We start from the raw sequence: 15,366 nt of genomic DNA, 5'->3' as shown, positions 1-15,366 counted from the left end.
GGACCGGGGTCAGACGACCGCGCCCCGGCCCGGGTCGTCCTCGTCCTCGTCGTCGCTCTTCATCCGGGTCACCAGCGTGGCGAAGCCGCCGAGGAAGCCGCCGATGCCGAGGGTGGCGAGCCACCAGGTCATGTCCCAGCCGAGCAGTATGGCCAGCAGGAGCAGGACGGGGCCGCCGAGCACGGCGAGCCAGGCGAACTTGGCCGTGGTGTCGGCGGCGGGCAGCGGGGGCGGCTCGGGCGGTACGAAGTGGCCCTCGTCGTCCTCGTCGAAGTCGTCCTCGGTGGGCTCGGGGGACCGGAAGTCACGCGGGCCCGAGACACCGGGGGCGAAGGCGACCGAACTGCCGAGGGGCTTCACGGGGGAGGACTTGTCCCCGGCCGGGTCCGTCGTGCCGTCCCCGGCCTCGGCGTCCTTGCTCCCCTTCTCGCCCTTCTCGTTCTTGGCGTCCTTGCCGCCCTCGGTGCCGTCGAGGTCGTCGTTCGTCTCGGGTTCGAGGAGGGCCAGGTCCTCGACCGACTTGAACGGTTTCGCACCGGGCGGGTCCTTGGGCTCCTCGCCGTAGCCGGAGACGATCGCCTGCCAGGCGGCCTCCTCGTCGAAGGGCACGCTCTGCTCGTCGCCGGGGGACCCGCCGACCGGCACGCCCTTCTCCTCGGAATCGTCGCGGTCCGCCTCGTGCTCAGCCACCGGTGGCCGTCCCTTCCTGCTGAACCCGTCGAGCGGCACCGGACTCCTCGCCGGCACCGGGTGCGAGCCGGCCGATGAACGCGTAGGTCTCCGCGAAGATCCGGTCCGCGTCGTGGTCCAACGTCGCGACGTGGTAGCTCTGTTCCAGCAGGATCTCCGTCACGTCCGTGGACGACACCCTGCTGAGGATCCGCGCCGAGTCGGCGGGCGGCACCACGTGGTCCTGCGGGCTGCGCAGAAGCAGCAGGGGCTGGGTCACCTGGGGCAGCTCGCCGTCGAGGAGTTGGTAGAACCTGCGCATCGAGTGCGCCGCGTGCAGCGGGACCTTGTCGTAGCCGACCTCCTCGCTGCCCTCCTTGGCGATGTCGCTCGTGATCCCCTTCACCGTGGGCACGACGTGCCGGATCACCGGAAGGGCGTACGCCGCCAGACCGTGCACCTTGTTCGCCGGGTTGACGACGACGACTCCGCTCACCTCGTCCCCGTGCTTGGCGGCCAGCCGCAGGGCCAGCGCGCCGCCCATGGAGAGGCCTAGGACGAACACCCGGGAGCACCGCTCGCGCAGGGCGCGCAGCTCGCGGTCCACCTCGGCGTACCAGTCCTGCCAGCCGGTGAGCCGCATGTCCTCCCAGCGGGTGCCGTGTCCGGGCAGCAGCGGCAGCGTGACGGTCAGACCGCGCTCGGCGAGATGGTCCGCCCAGGGTCGAAGCGACTGAGGGGAACCGGTGAAACCGTGGCAGAGAAGGACGCCGACCTCTCCGCCCTCATGGCGGAACGGCTCGGCTCCAGGCAGGACCGGCACCTTCGGTCTCCTGTTCATGAGACGGGCGGGACAGAACGCGGAACGGGAACAAGACAGCGGTACGGAGGCGGGACAGAAGGGTGGAGCGAGGTGGTGGGACGAGGGCATGGGAAGCGAGGACATGACCCCGGCACTTCGGGGCGTACTTCACCGTACGCGACCGCACTGACACCGACCAGGGTCGTCGGGGCCTTTGACAGTGCTCCGGGTTAAGGTCTGACCTACGACACAGGAGGCACTCGGTTGATCTACGGCGCAATGAAGTTTTCCATCGGAGGGCCGCTGAAGCTCGCCTTCAGGCCCTGGGTGGAAGGCCTCGAGCACATCCCCGCCGAGGGCCCCGCGATCCTTGCGAGCAATCATCTGTCGTTCTCGGACTCGTTCTTCCTGCCCGCGGTCCTCGACCGCAAGGTGACGTTCATCGCGAAGGCGGAGTACTTCACGACGCCCGGCGTCAAGGGCCGGATGACCGCCGCCTTCTTCAAGGGCGTCGGCCAGCTCCCGGTGGACCGTTCCGGCGCGCGCGGCGCGGGCGAGGCGGCCGTCAAGAGCGGCATCGACGTCCTGGAGCGCGGTGAGCTGTTCGGCATCTATCCGGAGGGCACGCGCTCGCCGGACGGCCGCCTCTACCGCGGCAAGCCCGGCGGCCTCGCGCGCGTGGCACTCGCCTCCGGCGCGCCCGTCGTCCCGGTCGCGATGATCGACACCGAGAAGATCCAGCCGCCGGGCAAGGTGATGCCCAAGCTGATGCGGCCGGGCATCCGCATCGGCAAGCCGCTCGACTTCAGCCGGTACAACGGCATGGAGCACGACCGTTTCGTGCTGCGCGCCGTGACCGACGAGGTCATGTACGAGATCATGAAGCTCTCCGGCCAGGAGTACGTCGACATCTACGCGACGGCCGCCAAGCGGCAGATCGCGGAGGCGGCGAAGGCCGAGAAGCAGGCGAACAAGGAAGCCGAACAGGCGCAGAAACAGGCCGAGAAGGCCGCCGCCGAGGTCGAGAAGGCCACCGAGGCGGCACAGGTTGCCGAGGAGGCGGCGGCAGCCGCGGCCGCCGCGAGGGAACGGGCCGGCTCCTAGACGCGTCGTGTGGGGTGTGGGCTATGGGGTGGGGGACATGACCAAGCGCGAGCGCGTCATGAGGATGTCGGTCGAACAGCCGCTGTGGCGCGCCCTCAGCGGCTACCGCCTGCTGACGCTGGTGTACGCGATCGGGCTCTTCGTGACCTCGTACGACAGGTTCGCGAGGCCCTGGGTGGCCATCACGTACTACGTCGTGCTGGCCGGGTGGACCGTCGCGACACTCCCCAGGGTCGCCAACGCGGCCAGCTGCACCAAGCGCTTCCTCGCCGCCGACCTGACCATCGCGCTGGCCGGCATCCTGCTCACCCGGGTCGCCGACGACGCGGCCCGGATCGAGGCCGGCGGTCCGACCCTGCCGTCGATATGGACCGCGGGCTCCGTCCTTGCCTTCGCGATCAAGGGCGGCTGGCGCTGGGCGGCGTTCGCCTCCACACTCGTCGCGGCGGCCAACGTCCTCCAGCGCGGCGCCCCCACCCGCGACACCGTGCACAACGTGGTGCTGGTCTGGGTCGCCTCCATCGCCATCGGGTACGTCGTCGAGGTCGCCCGCGCCTCCGAGCGCACCCTCGCCCGAGCCCTGGAGATCGAGGCCGCCACCCGCGAACGCGAGCGCCTGGCCCGCGACATCCACGACGGCGTGCTCCAGGTCCTCGCCATGGTGCAGCGGCGTGCCTCCGCGCTGGGCGGTGAGGCCGCCGAGCTCGGCCGGATGGCCGGCGAGCAGGAGGTGGCGTTGCGCACGCTGGTCTCTGGCGGCCTGGTGCCCGTCTCCCGGGTCTCCGAGGACGCCGCGATGGGCGCCGTCGTGCGGGCCGTCGACGAACCGGACGAGGACGAGGACGCACAGGGCCCCGTCGACCTGCGCGCACTCCTCGCGCCGTACGCCAGCTCGCACGTGACGTTCTCGGAGCCCGGTGCGCCGGTGCCGCTGGGCCGGGCCGCCGCCAGGGAGCTGGCCGCGGCTGTCGGCGCCGCCCTGGACAACGTCCGCAGGCACGTCGGCGAGGACGCCCGCGCCTGGATCCTGGTCGAGGACGAGCCGGACGCGGTGATCGTGACCGTGCGCGACGAGGGCCCCGGCATTCCGGAGGGGCGGCTCGCCCAGGCCGAGGGGGAGGGGCGGCTCGGTGTGGCCCTGTCCATCCGTGGGCGGCTGCGTGAGATCGGCGGCACGGCCGAGCTGATCTCGGTCCCCGGGCAGGGCACGGAGGTCGAACTGAAGGTGCCGAAGGCGGGATCCGCGCGGGCCGAGGGCTCGGCGGACGATCCGGCGGCTTCGACGGCGACGGCACCGGACGGCTCGAAGGATTCGACGGTTTCGAAGGACTCGAAGGATTCGCGGGTTTCGAAGATCGAGATACTCGCGAAGGTCTCGCAGATTTCACGGGGTAAGGGGGAGCGGGCATGAGTGAGCAGCAGGCGGGGCCGATCAGGGTCATGGTGGTGGACGACCACCCCATGTGGCGGGACGCCGTCGCCCGTGACCTCGCGGAGGCCGGCTTCGACGTGGTCGCCACCGCGGGCGACGGCGAGCAGGCTGTGCGCCGCGCTCAGGCCGCCGCGCCCGACGTCCTCGTGCTCGACCTGAACCTGCCCGCGAAGCCCGGTGTCCAGGTCTGCAAGGAACTGGTCGGCGCCAACCCGGCGTTGCGCGTCCTCGTCCTGTCGGCCAGCGGTGAGCACGCCGACGTCCTGGAGGCCGTCAAGTCGGGTGCGACGGGCTATCTGCTCAAGTCGGCCTCCACGGAGGAGCTGACAGACGCGGTGCGCCGCACGGCCGTCGGCGATCCGGTGTTCACGCCGGGCCTCGCGGGCCTGGTCCTCGGCGAGTACCGCAGGCTCGCCTCCGACCCCGGCCCCGCCACGGGCGGCGACGAGCCGAGGGCCCCGCAGCTCACCGACCGCGAGACCGAGGTGCTCCGCCTGGTCGCCAAGGGCCTCAGCTACAAGCAGATCGCCGAGCGCCTGGTCATCTCCCACCGCACGGTCCAGAACCACGTGCAGAACACCCTCGGCAAGCTGCAACTCCACAACCGGGTCGAGCTGGTGCGCTACGCGATCGAGCGCGGGCTCGACGACGCGTAGGGCTCGCGACCGGCCTTCCGAAGCGCCGCGAGTGATCAACAGCCCCACAATTCACCGGAATTGACCATCCGCACCATGCCGAAGTGACCTGTATCACCTTTAGCGTGAGTCCTGTCAGCCATCCATGGCGAAGGGACTTTTCCATGCGGGTCGGAGTACTGACCGGAGGCGGCGACTGCCCCGGGCTCAACGCCGTCATCCGGGGCATCGTCCGCAAGGGCGTGCAGGAGTACGGCTATGACTTCGTCGGCTTCCGGGACGGCTGGCGAGGGCCGCTCGAAGGTGACACCGTCCGGCTCGACATTCCCGCCGTGCGCGGCATCCTGCCGCGCGGCGGCACCATCCTCGGCTCCTCGCGCACCAACCCGCTCAAGCAGGAGAACGGCATCCGCCGTATCAAGGACAACCTCGCCGAGCAGGCCGTCGACGCGCTCATCGCGATCGGCGGCGAGGACACCCTGGGCGTCGCGGCCCGCCTGGCCGACGAGTTCGGCATCAAGGTCATCGGCGTACCGAAGACCATCGACAACGACCTGTCCGCCACCGACTACACCTTCGGCTTCGACACCGCCGTCAACATCGCCACCGAGGCCATCGACCGGCTGCACACCACCGCCGAGTCGCACATGCGCGTCCTGGTCGTCGAGGTCATGGGCCGTCACGCGGGCTGGATAGCCATCCACTCGGGCCTGGCCGGCGGCGCGAACGTGATCCTCATCCCCGAGCAGCGTTTCGACGTGGAGCAGGTCTGCGGCTGGGTGACCTCCCGTTTCAAGGCCTCGTACGCCCCGATCGTGGTCGTCTCCGAGGGGGCCATGCCCAGCGACGGCGACGTGGTCCTCAAGGACGGTTCGCTCGACGCCTTTGGGCATGTCCGGCTCTCCGGCGTCGGCGAGTGGCTGGCCAAGGAGATCGAGCGGCGCACCGGCAAGGAGGCCAGGACCACGGTCCTCGGGCACGTCCAGCGCGGCGGTACCCCCAGCGCGTTCGACCGCTGGCTCGCCACCCGGTTCGGCCTGCACGCCATCGAGGCCGTCCGGGACGGCGACTTCGGCAAGATGGTCGCCCTGCGCGGCACGGACATCGTCCGCGTCCCGATCGCGGAGGCCACGGCCACGCTGAAGACGGTGGACCCGAAGCTGTACGAGGAGGTCGGCGTCTTCTTCGGCTGACGGGGGGCGCCCTCCGGGGCGGGGGTCCACCCGAGGAGGCCGAGGTCCACCCGAGGGGGCCGGGTCCCACCGGGTCCCTCCCGCGGAGCCTGGGGCCCACCCCCGCGGAGACCGGGGCCCACCCGCGGAGGCTGAGCCCACCCCCGCGGAAGCCGGGGCCCACCTCCGCGGAGGCCGGGGCCCGCCGGGGCCTCCACCCCGCCCGGCACCCACCGTGGCCCCCTCCTCCCCGCCCGGCACCCAGGTGGTTACCGCTCTATATTCGGCGGTAACCACCTCAGACCAGGAGGAACCGTGGAGATCCTGGCCTTCGGCGTCCAGTCCGACGAGCGGCCGCTGATCCAGCGGGCCTTCGCCGGACACCACGACGTCCGCTGCCTCGACGTCTTCCTCACCGAGGACACCGCTCCCATCGCGGCGGGCCACGAGATCATCTCCACCAGCGTCAACTGCGGACTGGGCCACCGCGTCCTGCAGACCCTCGCGGCCGGCGGCACGCAGATGATCGCCCAGCGCTCCACCGGCTTCAACAACATCGACCTCGACGTCGCCGAGCGGCTCGGCATGACCGCCGCGCGCGTCTCGTACTACTCGCCGTACTCGGTCGCCGAGTTCGCCTGGACCCTCGGCATGGCCGTCAACCGCCGTATCGTCCGCGCCGCCACCCGCACCCGGGACTTCGACTTCCGGCTCGACGGCCTGATGGGCCGCGACATGCGCGGCCGCACCGTCGGCGTGATCGGCACCGGCAAGATCGGCGAGGCGTTCACCCGGATCGCCCACGGCTTCGGCATGAGTCTGCTCGGCTGGGACGTCGCCGAGAACCCGGCCTGCCGGGAACTCGGCATGGAGTACGTCTCCAAGGAACGGCTCCTCGCCGAGTCCGACCTGATCACCCTGCACGTCCCACTGATGCCCGCGACCCAGCACCTCATCGACGCCGCCGCGCTGCGCGCGATGAAGGACGACGCGATCCTGGTGAACTCCAGCCGCGGCGGCCTCGTCGACACCGCGGCCCTCGTCTCCGAGCTGCGCGAGGGCCGCTTCACGGGCGTCGGCCTCGACGTGTACGAGGCGGAGGCGGGCCTCTTCTTCCTCGACAAGTCGATGGAGGCCGTCGAGGACGACACCCTGGCCCGGCTCGTCACCTTCCCGAACGTCCTGGTCACCTCCCACCAGGCCTACTACACGCTCGACGCCGTCGGCCAGATCATCGACACCACCCTGAACAACGTGCTCGACTACACCGCGGGCCGCCGCTCCGAGAACGTGCTGGTCCCGCGCAGCTGACCCAGCAGCTCCCGTACGACGTCGGAGCCGCGCAGCGACAGCACCGACTCCGGGTGGAACTGGACGCCGGCGAACCCGGGCCCCCGCAGCGCGTGCACCTCGCCGGTCCCGTCGCGGGCGACCTCCACGCCGTGGGCCGCGAGCTCGGCGGCGGCCCCGTCGTCGCACCGCGCCACGAAGCTGTTGTAGAAGCCGACGGTCTCCGCCCGCCCGAAGAGATCGATCTCTGTCTGCGCGCCCTGGTAGGGCACGTCCTTGCGCACGATCTCCAGGCCCAGTTCGGCCGCGATCAGCTCATGGCCGAGGCAGACGCCGAGCACGCCGTGCCGGTGGGTCCGCAGGACCTCGGCGGTCAGCTCGCGCAGGAAACGCATCTTGGGGTCGCGGAGGTCGCCCGGATCGCCGGGACCGGGACCGAGGACGACCGGCCCCGCGTGCTGCAGGACCGCCTCCCGCAGCCCCGGCTCGTCGTACCGCCGTACCGTCACGTCGAGACCCGACGACCGCAGCACGTGCGCGAGCATCGCCGTGAACGTGTCCTCGCCGTCCACGACCAGCGCGTGCCCCTCCAGCGCGTCGGTCCGCTCCCGCATCCGCAGCCAGAACGGCGCGAGGGCGGCCCGCCGCCCGTCGAGCGCAGCCTGTACCCGCGGATCGTCGGCGAGCCGCACCCCCGCGCCCTCCTCGCGCGGCCTGCCCTCCCGGACCCCGAGGGCCGCCAGGACCCCGGCCGCCTTCGCGTGCGTCTCCGCGACCTCGCCCGCCGGATCAGACCCCCGTACGAGGGTGGCGCCGACCGGCACCCGAAGCCGCCCGGCCGCGTCGATGTCGGCGGTCCGGATGAGGATGGGGGAGTCGAGGGTCTGGGCGCCGCCCGCGTCCCGTCCGAGGAGGGCCAGCGCGCCCGCGTAGTAGCCCCGCCCGCCGACCTCGTGCCGCTCGATCACCCGGCAGGCGTTCTGCACCGGGGACCCGGTCACGGTGGCGGCGAACATGGTCTCGCGCAGGACGTCGCGCACGTCCAGCGACGAGCGGCCCCGCAACTCGTACTCGGTGTGCGCGAGATGGGCCATCTCCTTGAGCCGCGGCCCGATCACCACCCCGCCCATGTCACCGACCGTGCACATCATCTTGAGCTCCTCGTCGACGACCATCGAGAGCTCCTCGATCTCCTTGCCGTCGGAGAGGAACGCGAGCAGGTCCTCGGGCGTCGGGCCGCCGGCCGGATAGCGGTACGTGCCGCTGATGGGGTTCATGACGACCGTCCCGCCCGCCATCCGGACGTGCACCTCGGGGCTCGCCCCGACCAGCGTCCGCTCCCCGGTGTGCACGACGAACGTCCAGTACGCGCCCCGCTCGCCCACCAGCAGCCGCCGGAAGAGGGCCAGCGCGTCGGCCTTCCCGAACCCCGGGATCTCCCCCTCGTACGTACGCCGGATGACGAAGTTCGCGCCCTCGCCGCTCCCGATCTCCTCGTGGAGCACGCGCCCGACGATCCCGGCGTACTCGTCGTCGGCGACGTCGAAGCCGCCGCCCGTCACCCGCACGTCGTGTGCCGGCAGTTCCGCCAGGGCCCGCTCCAGTGGCAGTTCGTGCGTCTCCTCGGGGACCAGCACGGCGAGCGGCGTGCCGTCGTCGCGGACGTCGAAGCCGCGCTCCCTGATCTGGCGGAACGGGATCAGCGCGAGGCCCTCGTCGGGGAGGTCGGCGAGGCGGTCGTACGCGTGGACGGGGCCGAGCAGGACCTCGACCACGTCATGGTCGTGGCCGGGTGTGCGGCGGCGGAGCAAGGCGGACGGACGTGGATCGTCCAGCAGATCGAGCAGGTTCATCGGTCCCGTTTCCTTCTCGGAGAGGTCTGAGTGACTCAGAACGGAGAGGGACGGGCTCCGGAAACGCCGAAGGCCGCCCTCTGGGGCGGCCTTCGCGAAGTCTTGAGTACGCGCAGTCAGCGGGCCGCCGGATGAGCGGTCCACCACCAGGTCTGGATCGAGTGCGCGAACATGCGCCGCACCCTACCCGACTCCCGGACCCGGGCAACAGCGTGAACCGCGCCGACACCGGGTTCGGGACCCCCGGCCGGCGGCCATTGATGTGTTCACAGCACCGCTGAGCAGCCCGACCGAGGAGAGAGTCATTCACGCAGCCCGTTCACCCCTGTCCCGTCGCGGCGGCGCGCGCGCCCTCACGGCCCTCGCCGCCGCCGCGGTCCTCGCCGCGGGCTGGCCCGGCGCCGCCCGGTCCGCCCCGCGTACCGCCGAACCCGTCGACACCACCCAGGTCACCTACCGGGGCCACGAGTTCACCGTCCCCGGCTCCTGGCAGATCGTGGACCTGGCGCGGAACCCGCGGGCCTGCGTCCGCTTCGACCGCCACGCCGTGTACCTCGGCACCCCCGGAGGCCGGCAGGACTGCCCGGCGCGACTGCGCGGACGTACCGAGGCGCTCCTCGTCGAGCCCACCGGCGCCGCCGTGAACGCCGTCACCGAGAACCGCACGGCCCGCACCTACCGGGCCACCGCCGACCGCATCGCCGTGACCGCCGCCTACGGCGAGGACCGCCCGGCCATCCAGCGGATCCTGCGCAGCGCCGGTCTGCCGGTCGCCGCCACGCAGACCGAGCAGGTGGCCGCGGAGCCCGTCCCCGCCGACGCCACGTCCTTCCGGGGCGAGGGCTTCGACGCCTGCACCGCGCCGAGCCAGTCCGCGATGAACGCCTGGCGGGACGCCTCCGGGTACGGCGCCGTCGGCGTCTACATCGGCGGCCTCAACCGGGCCTGCGCCCAGCCGAAACTCACCGCTGCGTGGGTGCGGACGCAGTACGCCAACGGCTGGCGGTTCTTCCCGCTCTACGTCGGCCGGCAGCCCTCCGCCGACGGCGGCAGCTGCGGGGGCGGCTGCGCGTCGATCACCGACCCGGCCCCGCAGGGCACCGCGGCCGCCGACGACGCCGCCAAGCAGGCCGCCGCGCTGGGCCTCGGCAAGGGCTCGGTGATCTACAACGACCTGGAGCACTACCCGCGCGGCGGCACGGTGACCGCCCGGGTCCTCGCCTACGTCGACGCCTACACCGAGCGCCTGCACCAGCTCGGCTACCGCTCGGGCGCCTACGGCAGCGTCTCGTCCCTGGTCGCCGACCTGGTGGCCAACGCGAAGACCATCACGCTGCCCGACGTCATCCACTTCGCCCGCTGGAACGGCGAGTCGACGACCACCGACCCGTCGATCCCCGCGGACCTGTGGCCCGGCAGCCGGCGCATCCACCAGTACGTGGGCGACACGACCGAGACCCACGGCGGTGTGAAGATCAGCATCGACCGTAACCGGCTCGACGTGGACTAGGCCCGTCCCGCCTGTCCGGGCGGCGGTACGGGCCCTCTCGTACGGCCGTCCGGGGCGCGCCGCGATCGAGCGCCCCCCGTCTCAATTGATGAGCAGGTGAATGGACGCCCGACACGACCCCGTAATGTTTACGGGGTGACCGTGAACGCTGATTCCCAAGCCATCGCCGCCAAGGCGACCTGGCGTGACCTGCCCGCGGCGCAGCAGCCCGAGTACCCCGATGCCGAGGCTCTGCGCGATGTGATCGCGGACCTCGAGTCGTATCCGCCACTGGTCTTCGCCGGTGAGTGCGACCAGCTGCGTGCCCGTCTGGCGGCCGTCGCGAAGGGCGACGCGTTCCTGCTCCAGGGCGGCGACTGCGCCGAGTCCTTCGACGCGGTGAGCGCCGAGCACATCCGGGCCAAGCTCAAGACCCTCCTCCAGATGGGCGCCGTCCTCACCTACGCGGCCTCCGTGCCGGTGGTGAAGGTCGGCCGGATCGCGGGCCAGTACTCCAAGCCGCGTTCCAAGGGCACCGAGACCCGTGACGGCGTGACGCTGCCGACGTACCGCGGTGACTCGGTCAACGGCTTCGCCTTCGAGGAGAAGTCCCGCGTCCCGGACCCCGAGCGGCTGAAGCGGATGTACAACGCCTCCGCCTCGACGCTCAACCTGGTGCGCGCCTTCACCACCGGCGGCTACGCCGACCTGCGCCAGGTGCACGCCTGGAACCAGGACTTCGTGAGGTCCTCGCCGTCCGGCCAGCGGTACGAGCAGCTGGCGCGGGAGATCGACAACGCGCTGAACTTCATGCGGGCCTGCGGCACCGACCCGGAGGAGTTCAAGACCGTCGAGTTCTACGCCTCCCACGAGGCGCTGCTCCTCGACTACGAGTCGGCACTGACCAGGGTCGACTCGCGTACGGGCCACCTGTACGACGTCTCCGGGCACATGGTGTGGATCGGTGAGCGCACCCGTCAACTGGACGGCGCGCACATCGAGTTCGCCTCGAAGATCCGCAACCCGATCGGCATCAAACTGGGCCCGACGACGACGGCCGAGGACGCGCTCCAGTACATCGAGCGCCTCGACCCCGACCGCGAGCCGGGCCGCCTCACCTTCATCGTCCGGATGGGCGCGGACAAGGTCCGCGACAAGCTGCCCGAGCTGGTGGAGAAGGTCACGGCGTCCGGTGCGACGGTGGCCTGGATCACCGACCCGATGCACGGCAACACCTACGAGGCGGCCTCGGGTCACAAGACCCGTCGTTTCGACGACGTGCTCGACGAGGTGAAGGGCTTCTTCGAGGTCCACAAGGCGCTGGGCACCCACCCGGGCGGCATCCACGTCGAGCTCACCGGTGACGACGTCACCGAGTGCGTGGGCGGCGGCGACGAGATCTTCGTCGACGATCTGCACCAGCGCTACGAGACGGCCTGCGACCCCCGCCTGAACCGGAGCCAGTCCCTTGACCTGGCGTTCCTGGTCGCGGAGATGTACCGGGACCAGTAGGAGATCACCAGACGGTGCAGTAGTAGATCACCAGGTGATCGACCTCTTACATACAGCGGCGGTGGGGCGCGGATCACATACGATCCGCGCCCCACCGCACTTTTACGGCTCCTGCGCGACGGGTAAGGTTAGGTTAGCCTCACCGATTAACGGGATGGCACGACCTTGGGAATCCCCGACGGGAGGTGGACCGCGTGTACGTCTGCAACTGCTTCGGTGTCACCGAGGCGCAGGTGAAGAAGCACGCGGAGGACGGTGCCTGCACCCCCCGCCAGATAGCGTCGGCGAGCAAGGCGGGCACGGACTGTGGTTCGTGCGTCCGTCACATCCAGGCCCTGCTCGGCCGGGGCGCGTGCCCCCGCCGCGAGCTGATGGACAAGGGTGCGCCGGTCCTGTCGCAGGTCCCGGTGTCCGCGTCGTTGGACGAGGCCGCCTGACGGGCTCTCCGGGCCGGGCTCAGCTGTCCGGCGCTCGGTTGCCCGGGGCGCAGCCGTCCGGGACTCAGCCGTCCGGGACTCAGCTGTCCGGCTGCTCGATCTGCTGCGCGATGTAGAGCGCCTCACCGAGCTTCTCGACCAGGTCGAGCTGGGTGTCCAGGTAGTCGATGTGGTGCTCCTCGTCCGCGAGGATCTCCTCGAAGATGTTCGCGGACGTGATGTCGCCCTTGGTCCGCATCACCTCGATCCCGCGCTTGAGGCGGTCGATCGCCTCGACCTCCACCTGCCGGTCGGCCTGGAACATCTCGGTGAGCGTCTGCCCCACCCGTACGTGGAACAGCCGCTGGTAGTTCGGCAGGCCGTCCAGCATGAGGATGCGCTCGGTGATCTTGTCCGCGTGCTTCATCTCATCGATGGACTCGGAACGCGTGTACTTGGCGAGCTTGGTCCAGCCGTTGTTGTCCTGGATGCGGTAGTGCAGCCAGTACTGGTTGATCGCCGTCAGCTCGCCGGTGAGCTGTTCGTTCAGAAATTCGAGGACCTCGGGGTCGCCCTGCATTGCAGAGGCTCCTTCCAGGCGGGGAATCCGGGCAGGTTGCGCCGCATCCTCGCACCGGCGATCTCGGGACGTCCAGTAAGTGCACGCTTAGTAGGAGTTGCCGGAATCGGAGCCGGGCTGGTCAGGCGCATCGCCCCGGGTCTGTCAGGATGGAGTCATGGGTCAGCCGGTGGAGCGTGAATCTGGAGCGGCGGCGCGGTCGGAGCTCCCACCGGGACAGCGGCTCCAGCGCGGCTGGCCGGTCACCCACTACGGTCCCGTACCCAAGTTCCGTCCCGAACGCTGGGATTTCAGGGTCTTCGGCGCGACCGCCGACGGTGAGAAGCGCTGCTGGACCCACGAGGAGTTCACCGCCCTGCCGTACGCCTCGGTGGTGGCCGATCTGCACTGCGTCACGAAGTTCAGCATGGTCGGGGCGGAGTGGGGCGGTATCCCCGCCCGGACGATCCTGGAGATCGCCCCGCCGGCGCCCACCGTCACGCACGTCATGGTCTGGGCCGAGTACGGGTTCAGCTCGAACCTCCGGCTCGACGACTTCGCCTCCGAGCGCACGCTCTTCGCCACCCACAAGGACGGCGAACTGCTGACGGCGGAGCACGGCTTCCCGCTCCGCCTCGTCGTCCCGCAGCTCTACGCCTGGAAGGGCCCCAAGTGGGTCCGCGGCGTGGAGTACATGACGGCGGACCGCCGCGGCTTCTGGGAGGAGCGCGGCTACCACAACGTCGGCGACCCGTGGCGCGAGCAGCGCTACTCCTATCAGGAGGAGCCCGGGGACGGGCCCGAGCTCTGATCCCGGTCGTGGCCGACGCCGGTGGCCCTGCCGGCCTCGGTCAGTGGTGGTACCGGTGCACCACCGCGTGGCCCTTGCCGCGGCCGATCATCCACTTGTTGACCGGCGTGGTGATCACGAACGCGGCGGCGAGCGCGATGGCCAGGACCCACCAGAACGCCGCGTCGGCGAGCTCCGCGTCCATCGCGCCCGGCCACAGGACGATCACGCCGTTGTCGATCAGTTCCATCACGGCGATGGAGAGGGTGTCGGCGGCGAGCGCGACCCGGATCGCGGCCCTGACGCCGATGCCCGCCTTCAGGACGCCGCGCAGCGTGAGCAGGTAGCCGAAGAAGAAGGCGAGCGCGATCGCCAGGATCAGCGTGGGGACGTTGCCCCAGCCGAGCGCGGTCCCGATCACCATGCCGAGGACCTCGCCGATGGCGCATCCGGTGAGGCAGTGCAGGGTGGCCTGCGCGGCCATGGACCAGCTGGCCGTGCCGGAACCGTGCGGTTCGTGCGCGTGAGCGTGTGCGTGGTCGTGAGTGTGTTCGTCGTGCTGCATGGGGAGCCCCCGATCAGGTGGCGGTGCCTGTCACCGAGCGACAACTACATACCCCCGGGGGGTATTCCCTACGCTCGTCGGGATCCGTTGCCTCGGGGAGAGGACTCCGGGCCCCCGGATCACTCCCGGAGCTTCTTCAGGCGCTCGACATCCCCGGCATGCCCCTCCTTGCCGCCCGGCGTCTCGATGATCAGGGGTACGCCCTCGGTCGCGGGGTGGGTCATCAGGGCGCGGAACGGATCCTCGCCGATATGGCCGGAGCCGATGTTCTCGTGCCGGTCCTTGTGGGCGCCGACCACGTCCTTGGAGTCGTTGGCGTGGATCAGCCTGAGCCGCCCCTCACCGACCGTGTCCACCAGCAGGTCGAGGGTCTGGTGCATCCCGCTCGGCCCGGTCAGGTCGTGGCCCGCGGCGTAGATGTGGCAGGTGTCCAGGCAGACGCCCAGCTTCGGGTGGGCGTCGAGCGCCTCGAAGTACGGCCCGAAGTCCCAGGTGCGCGAACAGAGGGAAGCGCCCTGCCCCGCGGTCGACTCCAGCAGCAGATACGGATCGTCGTCGTGCGTCAGCTCGTCGAGCAGCGGCAGCAGGTGTTCGCGCACCTGCGCGAGGGCGACGGAACGCTCCCTGCCCCCGGTGGCGCTCCCCGTGTGCACGACCACCCCCAGCGCGCCGATCTCCCGGCCCCTGCGCAGCGAGTGCCGCAGCGACTCCACGGACCTCTCGACCGTCGCCTCGGTGTGCGAACCGAAGTTGATCAGGTACGGGGCGTGGACGTACGCGGGAATCGACTCGGCGGCACAGGCGGCCCGGAAGTCCTCGTCCTGCCGCGGGTTGCCGGCCGGCGTCGCCCAGCCCCGCGGGTTGGCGACGAAGACCTGAACGGCCTCGGCACGCAGAGCACGGGCGTAGCTCAGCCCGACGGAACTGAGACCGCCGGCCACGGGGACGTGACCGCCGACGGGATTGCGGGACGTGAAGGGGAAAGGTGTTCTGCTCATATCCCGACCCAGCATGCCAGGACGGGTGCGGGAGCCCTCCGATGAGGGTACGACCCGGACGCCGTCTTCGGCCCGCCGGC

The 15,366-nt window shown here is 70.8% G+C and carries 16 protein-coding genes; 9 read left to right on the top strand and 7 right to left on the bottom strand.

Going from position 1 to position 15,366, the window contains the following annotated elements:
• Positions 1-9: 9 nt before the first annotated feature.
• The gene (locus ACIP79_RS14050) at positions 10-690 is read right to left on the bottom strand and encodes a hypothetical protein (protein WP_401222924.1); all 681 of its coding nucleotides are present in this window, start codon (positions 688-690) and stop codon (positions 10-12) included.
• Complete coding sequence (locus tag ACIP79_RS14045) at positions 683-1,492, bottom strand: alpha/beta hydrolase (RefSeq protein ID WP_401222922.1); 810 nt, start codon at positions 1,490-1,492, stop codon at positions 683-685. Before ACIP79_RS14045 ends, ACIP79_RS14050 begins: the two co-directional genes overlap by 8 nt.
• Before the next feature lie 258 nt (positions 1,493-1,750).
• On the opposite strand from ACIP79_RS14045, the gene ACIP79_RS14040 reads away from it, so the two are divergent.
• The 5 genes from ACIP79_RS14040 to ACIP79_RS14020 all read left to right on the top strand — a co-directional run bounded on the left by ACIP79_RS14040 (position 1,751) and on the right by ACIP79_RS14020 (position 7,125).
• A complete protein-coding gene (locus ACIP79_RS14040) occupies positions 1,751-2,575 on the top strand; it encodes a lysophospholipid acyltransferase family protein (protein ID WP_383685630.1) in 825 nt (274 codons plus the stop codon).
• Positions 2,576-2,612: 37 nt separating this feature from the next.
• On the top strand, positions 2,613-3,986 hold the full coding sequence (macS, locus tag ACIP79_RS14035) for a MacS family sensor histidine kinase (protein ID WP_401222920.1): 1,374 nt from the start codon (positions 2,613-2,615) through the stop codon (positions 3,984-3,986).
• The gene (locus tag ACIP79_RS14030) at positions 3,983-4,663 is read left to right on the top strand and encodes a response regulator (RefSeq protein WP_383685633.1); all 681 of its coding nucleotides are present in this window, start codon (positions 3,983-3,985) and stop codon (positions 4,661-4,663) included. The genes macS and ACIP79_RS14030 overlap by 4 nt, the downstream gene beginning before the upstream one ends.
• A gap of 143 nt (positions 4,664-4,806) precedes the next feature.
• On the top strand, positions 4,807-5,835 hold the full coding sequence (locus tag ACIP79_RS14025; RefSeq protein ID WP_401222918.1) for a 6-phosphofructokinase: 1,029 nt from the start codon (positions 4,807-4,809) through the stop codon (positions 5,833-5,835).
• 294 nt (positions 5,836-6,129) lie between these two features.
• Positions 6,130-7,125 (top strand): 2-hydroxyacid dehydrogenase, encoded by a 996-nt coding sequence (locus tag ACIP79_RS14020; RefSeq protein WP_401222916.1) that lies wholly within the window; start codon positions 6,130-6,132, stop codon positions 7,123-7,125.
• Here the strand turns inward: ACIP79_RS14020 and ACIP79_RS14015 are convergent.
• Both ACIP79_RS14015 and ACIP79_RS14010 read right to left on the bottom strand, forming a co-directional pair.
• Positions 7,077-8,957 carry an anthranilate synthase family protein gene (locus tag ACIP79_RS14015; RefSeq protein WP_401222914.1) on the bottom strand — a complete coding sequence of 627 codons (1,881 nt, stop codon included), beginning with the start codon at positions 8,955-8,957 and terminating at the stop codon, positions 7,077-7,079. The two genes, ACIP79_RS14020 and ACIP79_RS14015, sit on opposite strands and share 49 nt — an antisense overlap.
• 116 nt (positions 8,958-9,073) lie before the next feature.
• Positions 9,074-9,130, bottom strand: coding sequence for a trp operon leader peptide (locus ACIP79_RS14010; RefSeq protein ID WP_078602827.1), 57 nt, complete (start codon positions 9,128-9,130; stop codon positions 9,074-9,076).
• An 89-nt stretch (positions 9,131-9,219) separates the two neighbouring features.
• On the opposite strand from ACIP79_RS14010, the gene ACIP79_RS14005 reads away from it, so the two are divergent.
• The 3 genes from ACIP79_RS14005 to ACIP79_RS13995 all read left to right on the top strand — a co-directional run bounded on the left by ACIP79_RS14005 (position 9,220) and on the right by ACIP79_RS13995 (position 12,395).
• Complete coding sequence (locus tag ACIP79_RS14005) at positions 9,220-10,467, top strand: glycoside hydrolase domain-containing protein (protein WP_401222912.1); 1,248 nt, start codon at positions 9,220-9,222, stop codon at positions 10,465-10,467.
• A gap of 135 nt (positions 10,468-10,602) precedes the next feature.
• Positions 10,603-11,958, top strand: coding sequence for a class II 3-deoxy-7-phosphoheptulonate synthase (locus tag ACIP79_RS14000; protein ID WP_383685640.1), 1,356 nt, complete (start codon positions 10,603-10,605; stop codon positions 11,956-11,958).
• A 185-nt stretch (positions 11,959-12,143) separates the two neighbouring features.
• Positions 12,144-12,395: a bacterioferritin-associated ferredoxin gene (locus tag ACIP79_RS13995; protein ID WP_401222910.1), complete on the top strand. Its 252-nt coding sequence runs from the start codon at positions 12,144-12,146 to the stop codon at positions 12,393-12,395.
• 79 nt (positions 12,396-12,474) lie between these two features.
• Here the strand turns inward: ACIP79_RS13995 and bfr are convergent, their stop codons facing one another.
• Positions 12,475-12,954, bottom strand: a complete 480-nt coding sequence (gene bfr, locus ACIP79_RS13990; protein WP_383690202.1) for a bacterioferritin — start codon at positions 12,952-12,954, stop codon at positions 12,475-12,477.
• 157 nt (positions 12,955-13,111) lie between these two features.
• Between bfr and ACIP79_RS13985 the strand changes: the two genes are divergently transcribed.
• On the top strand, positions 13,112-13,744 hold the full coding sequence (locus ACIP79_RS13985; RefSeq protein WP_401222907.1) for a sulfite oxidase-like oxidoreductase: 633 nt from the start codon (positions 13,112-13,114) through the stop codon (positions 13,742-13,744).
• Between the two features lie 40 nt (positions 13,745-13,784).
• Here the strand turns inward: ACIP79_RS13985 and ACIP79_RS13980 are convergent, their stop codons facing one another.
• Both ACIP79_RS13980 and ACIP79_RS13975 read right to left on the bottom strand, forming a co-directional pair.
• Entirely contained in the window at positions 13,785-14,288 is a 504-nt protein-coding gene (locus tag ACIP79_RS13980; RefSeq protein ID WP_401222906.1) for a DUF4396 domain-containing protein, read from the bottom strand.
• Between the two features lie 119 nt (positions 14,289-14,407).
• Positions 14,408-15,286 carry a deoxyribonuclease IV gene (locus tag ACIP79_RS13975; RefSeq protein ID WP_401222904.1) on the bottom strand — a complete coding sequence of 293 codons (879 nt, stop codon included), beginning with the start codon at positions 15,284-15,286 and terminating at the stop codon, positions 14,408-14,410.
• Positions 15,287-15,366 lie beyond the last annotated feature (80 nt).

The sequence above is a fragment of the Streptomyces sp. NPDC088747 genome (genome assembly GCF_044751025.1).
Lineage (GTDB): Bacteria > Actinomycetota > Actinomycetes > Streptomycetales > Streptomycetaceae > Streptomyces.
Note: the sequence above shows the minus strand (reverse complement) of the source record. Positions and strands in the feature narration are given on the sequence as shown.

Bases quoted from the DNA above. Each gene is read 5' to 3' on its own strand.
- ACIP79_RS14040 (WP_383685630.1), top strand. From the start codon at position 1,751: ATGAAGTTTTCCATCGGAGGGCCGCTGAAGCTCGCCTTCAGGCCCTGG.
- macS (WP_401222920.1), top strand. From the start codon at position 2,613: ATGACCAAGCGCGAGCGCGTCATGAGGATGTCGGTCGAACAGCCGCTG.
- ACIP79_RS14030 (WP_383685633.1), top strand. From the start codon at position 3,983: ATGAGTGAGCAGCAGGCGGGGCCGATCAGGGTCATGGTGGTGGACGAC.
- ACIP79_RS14025 (WP_401222918.1), top strand. From the start codon at position 4,807: ATGCGGGTCGGAGTACTGACCGGAGGCGGCGACTGCCCCGGGCTCAAC.
- ACIP79_RS14015 (WP_401222914.1), bottom strand. From the start codon at position 8,957: ATGAACCTGCTCGATCTGCTGGACGATCCACGTCCGTCCGCCTTGCTC.
- bfr (WP_383690202.1), bottom strand. From the start codon at position 12,954: ATGCAGGGCGACCCCGAGGTCCTCGAATTTCTGAACGAACAGCTCACC.
- ACIP79_RS13985 (WP_401222907.1), top strand. From the start codon at position 13,112: ATGGGTCAGCCGGTGGAGCGTGAATCTGGAGCGGCGGCGCGGTCGGAG.
- ACIP79_RS13980 (WP_401222906.1), bottom strand. From the start codon at position 14,288: ATGCAGCACGACGAACACACTCACGACCACGCACACGCTCACGCGCAC.
- ACIP79_RS13975 (WP_401222904.1), bottom strand. From the start codon at position 15,286: ATGAGCAGAACACCTTTCCCCTTCACGTCCCGCAATCCCGTCGGCGGT.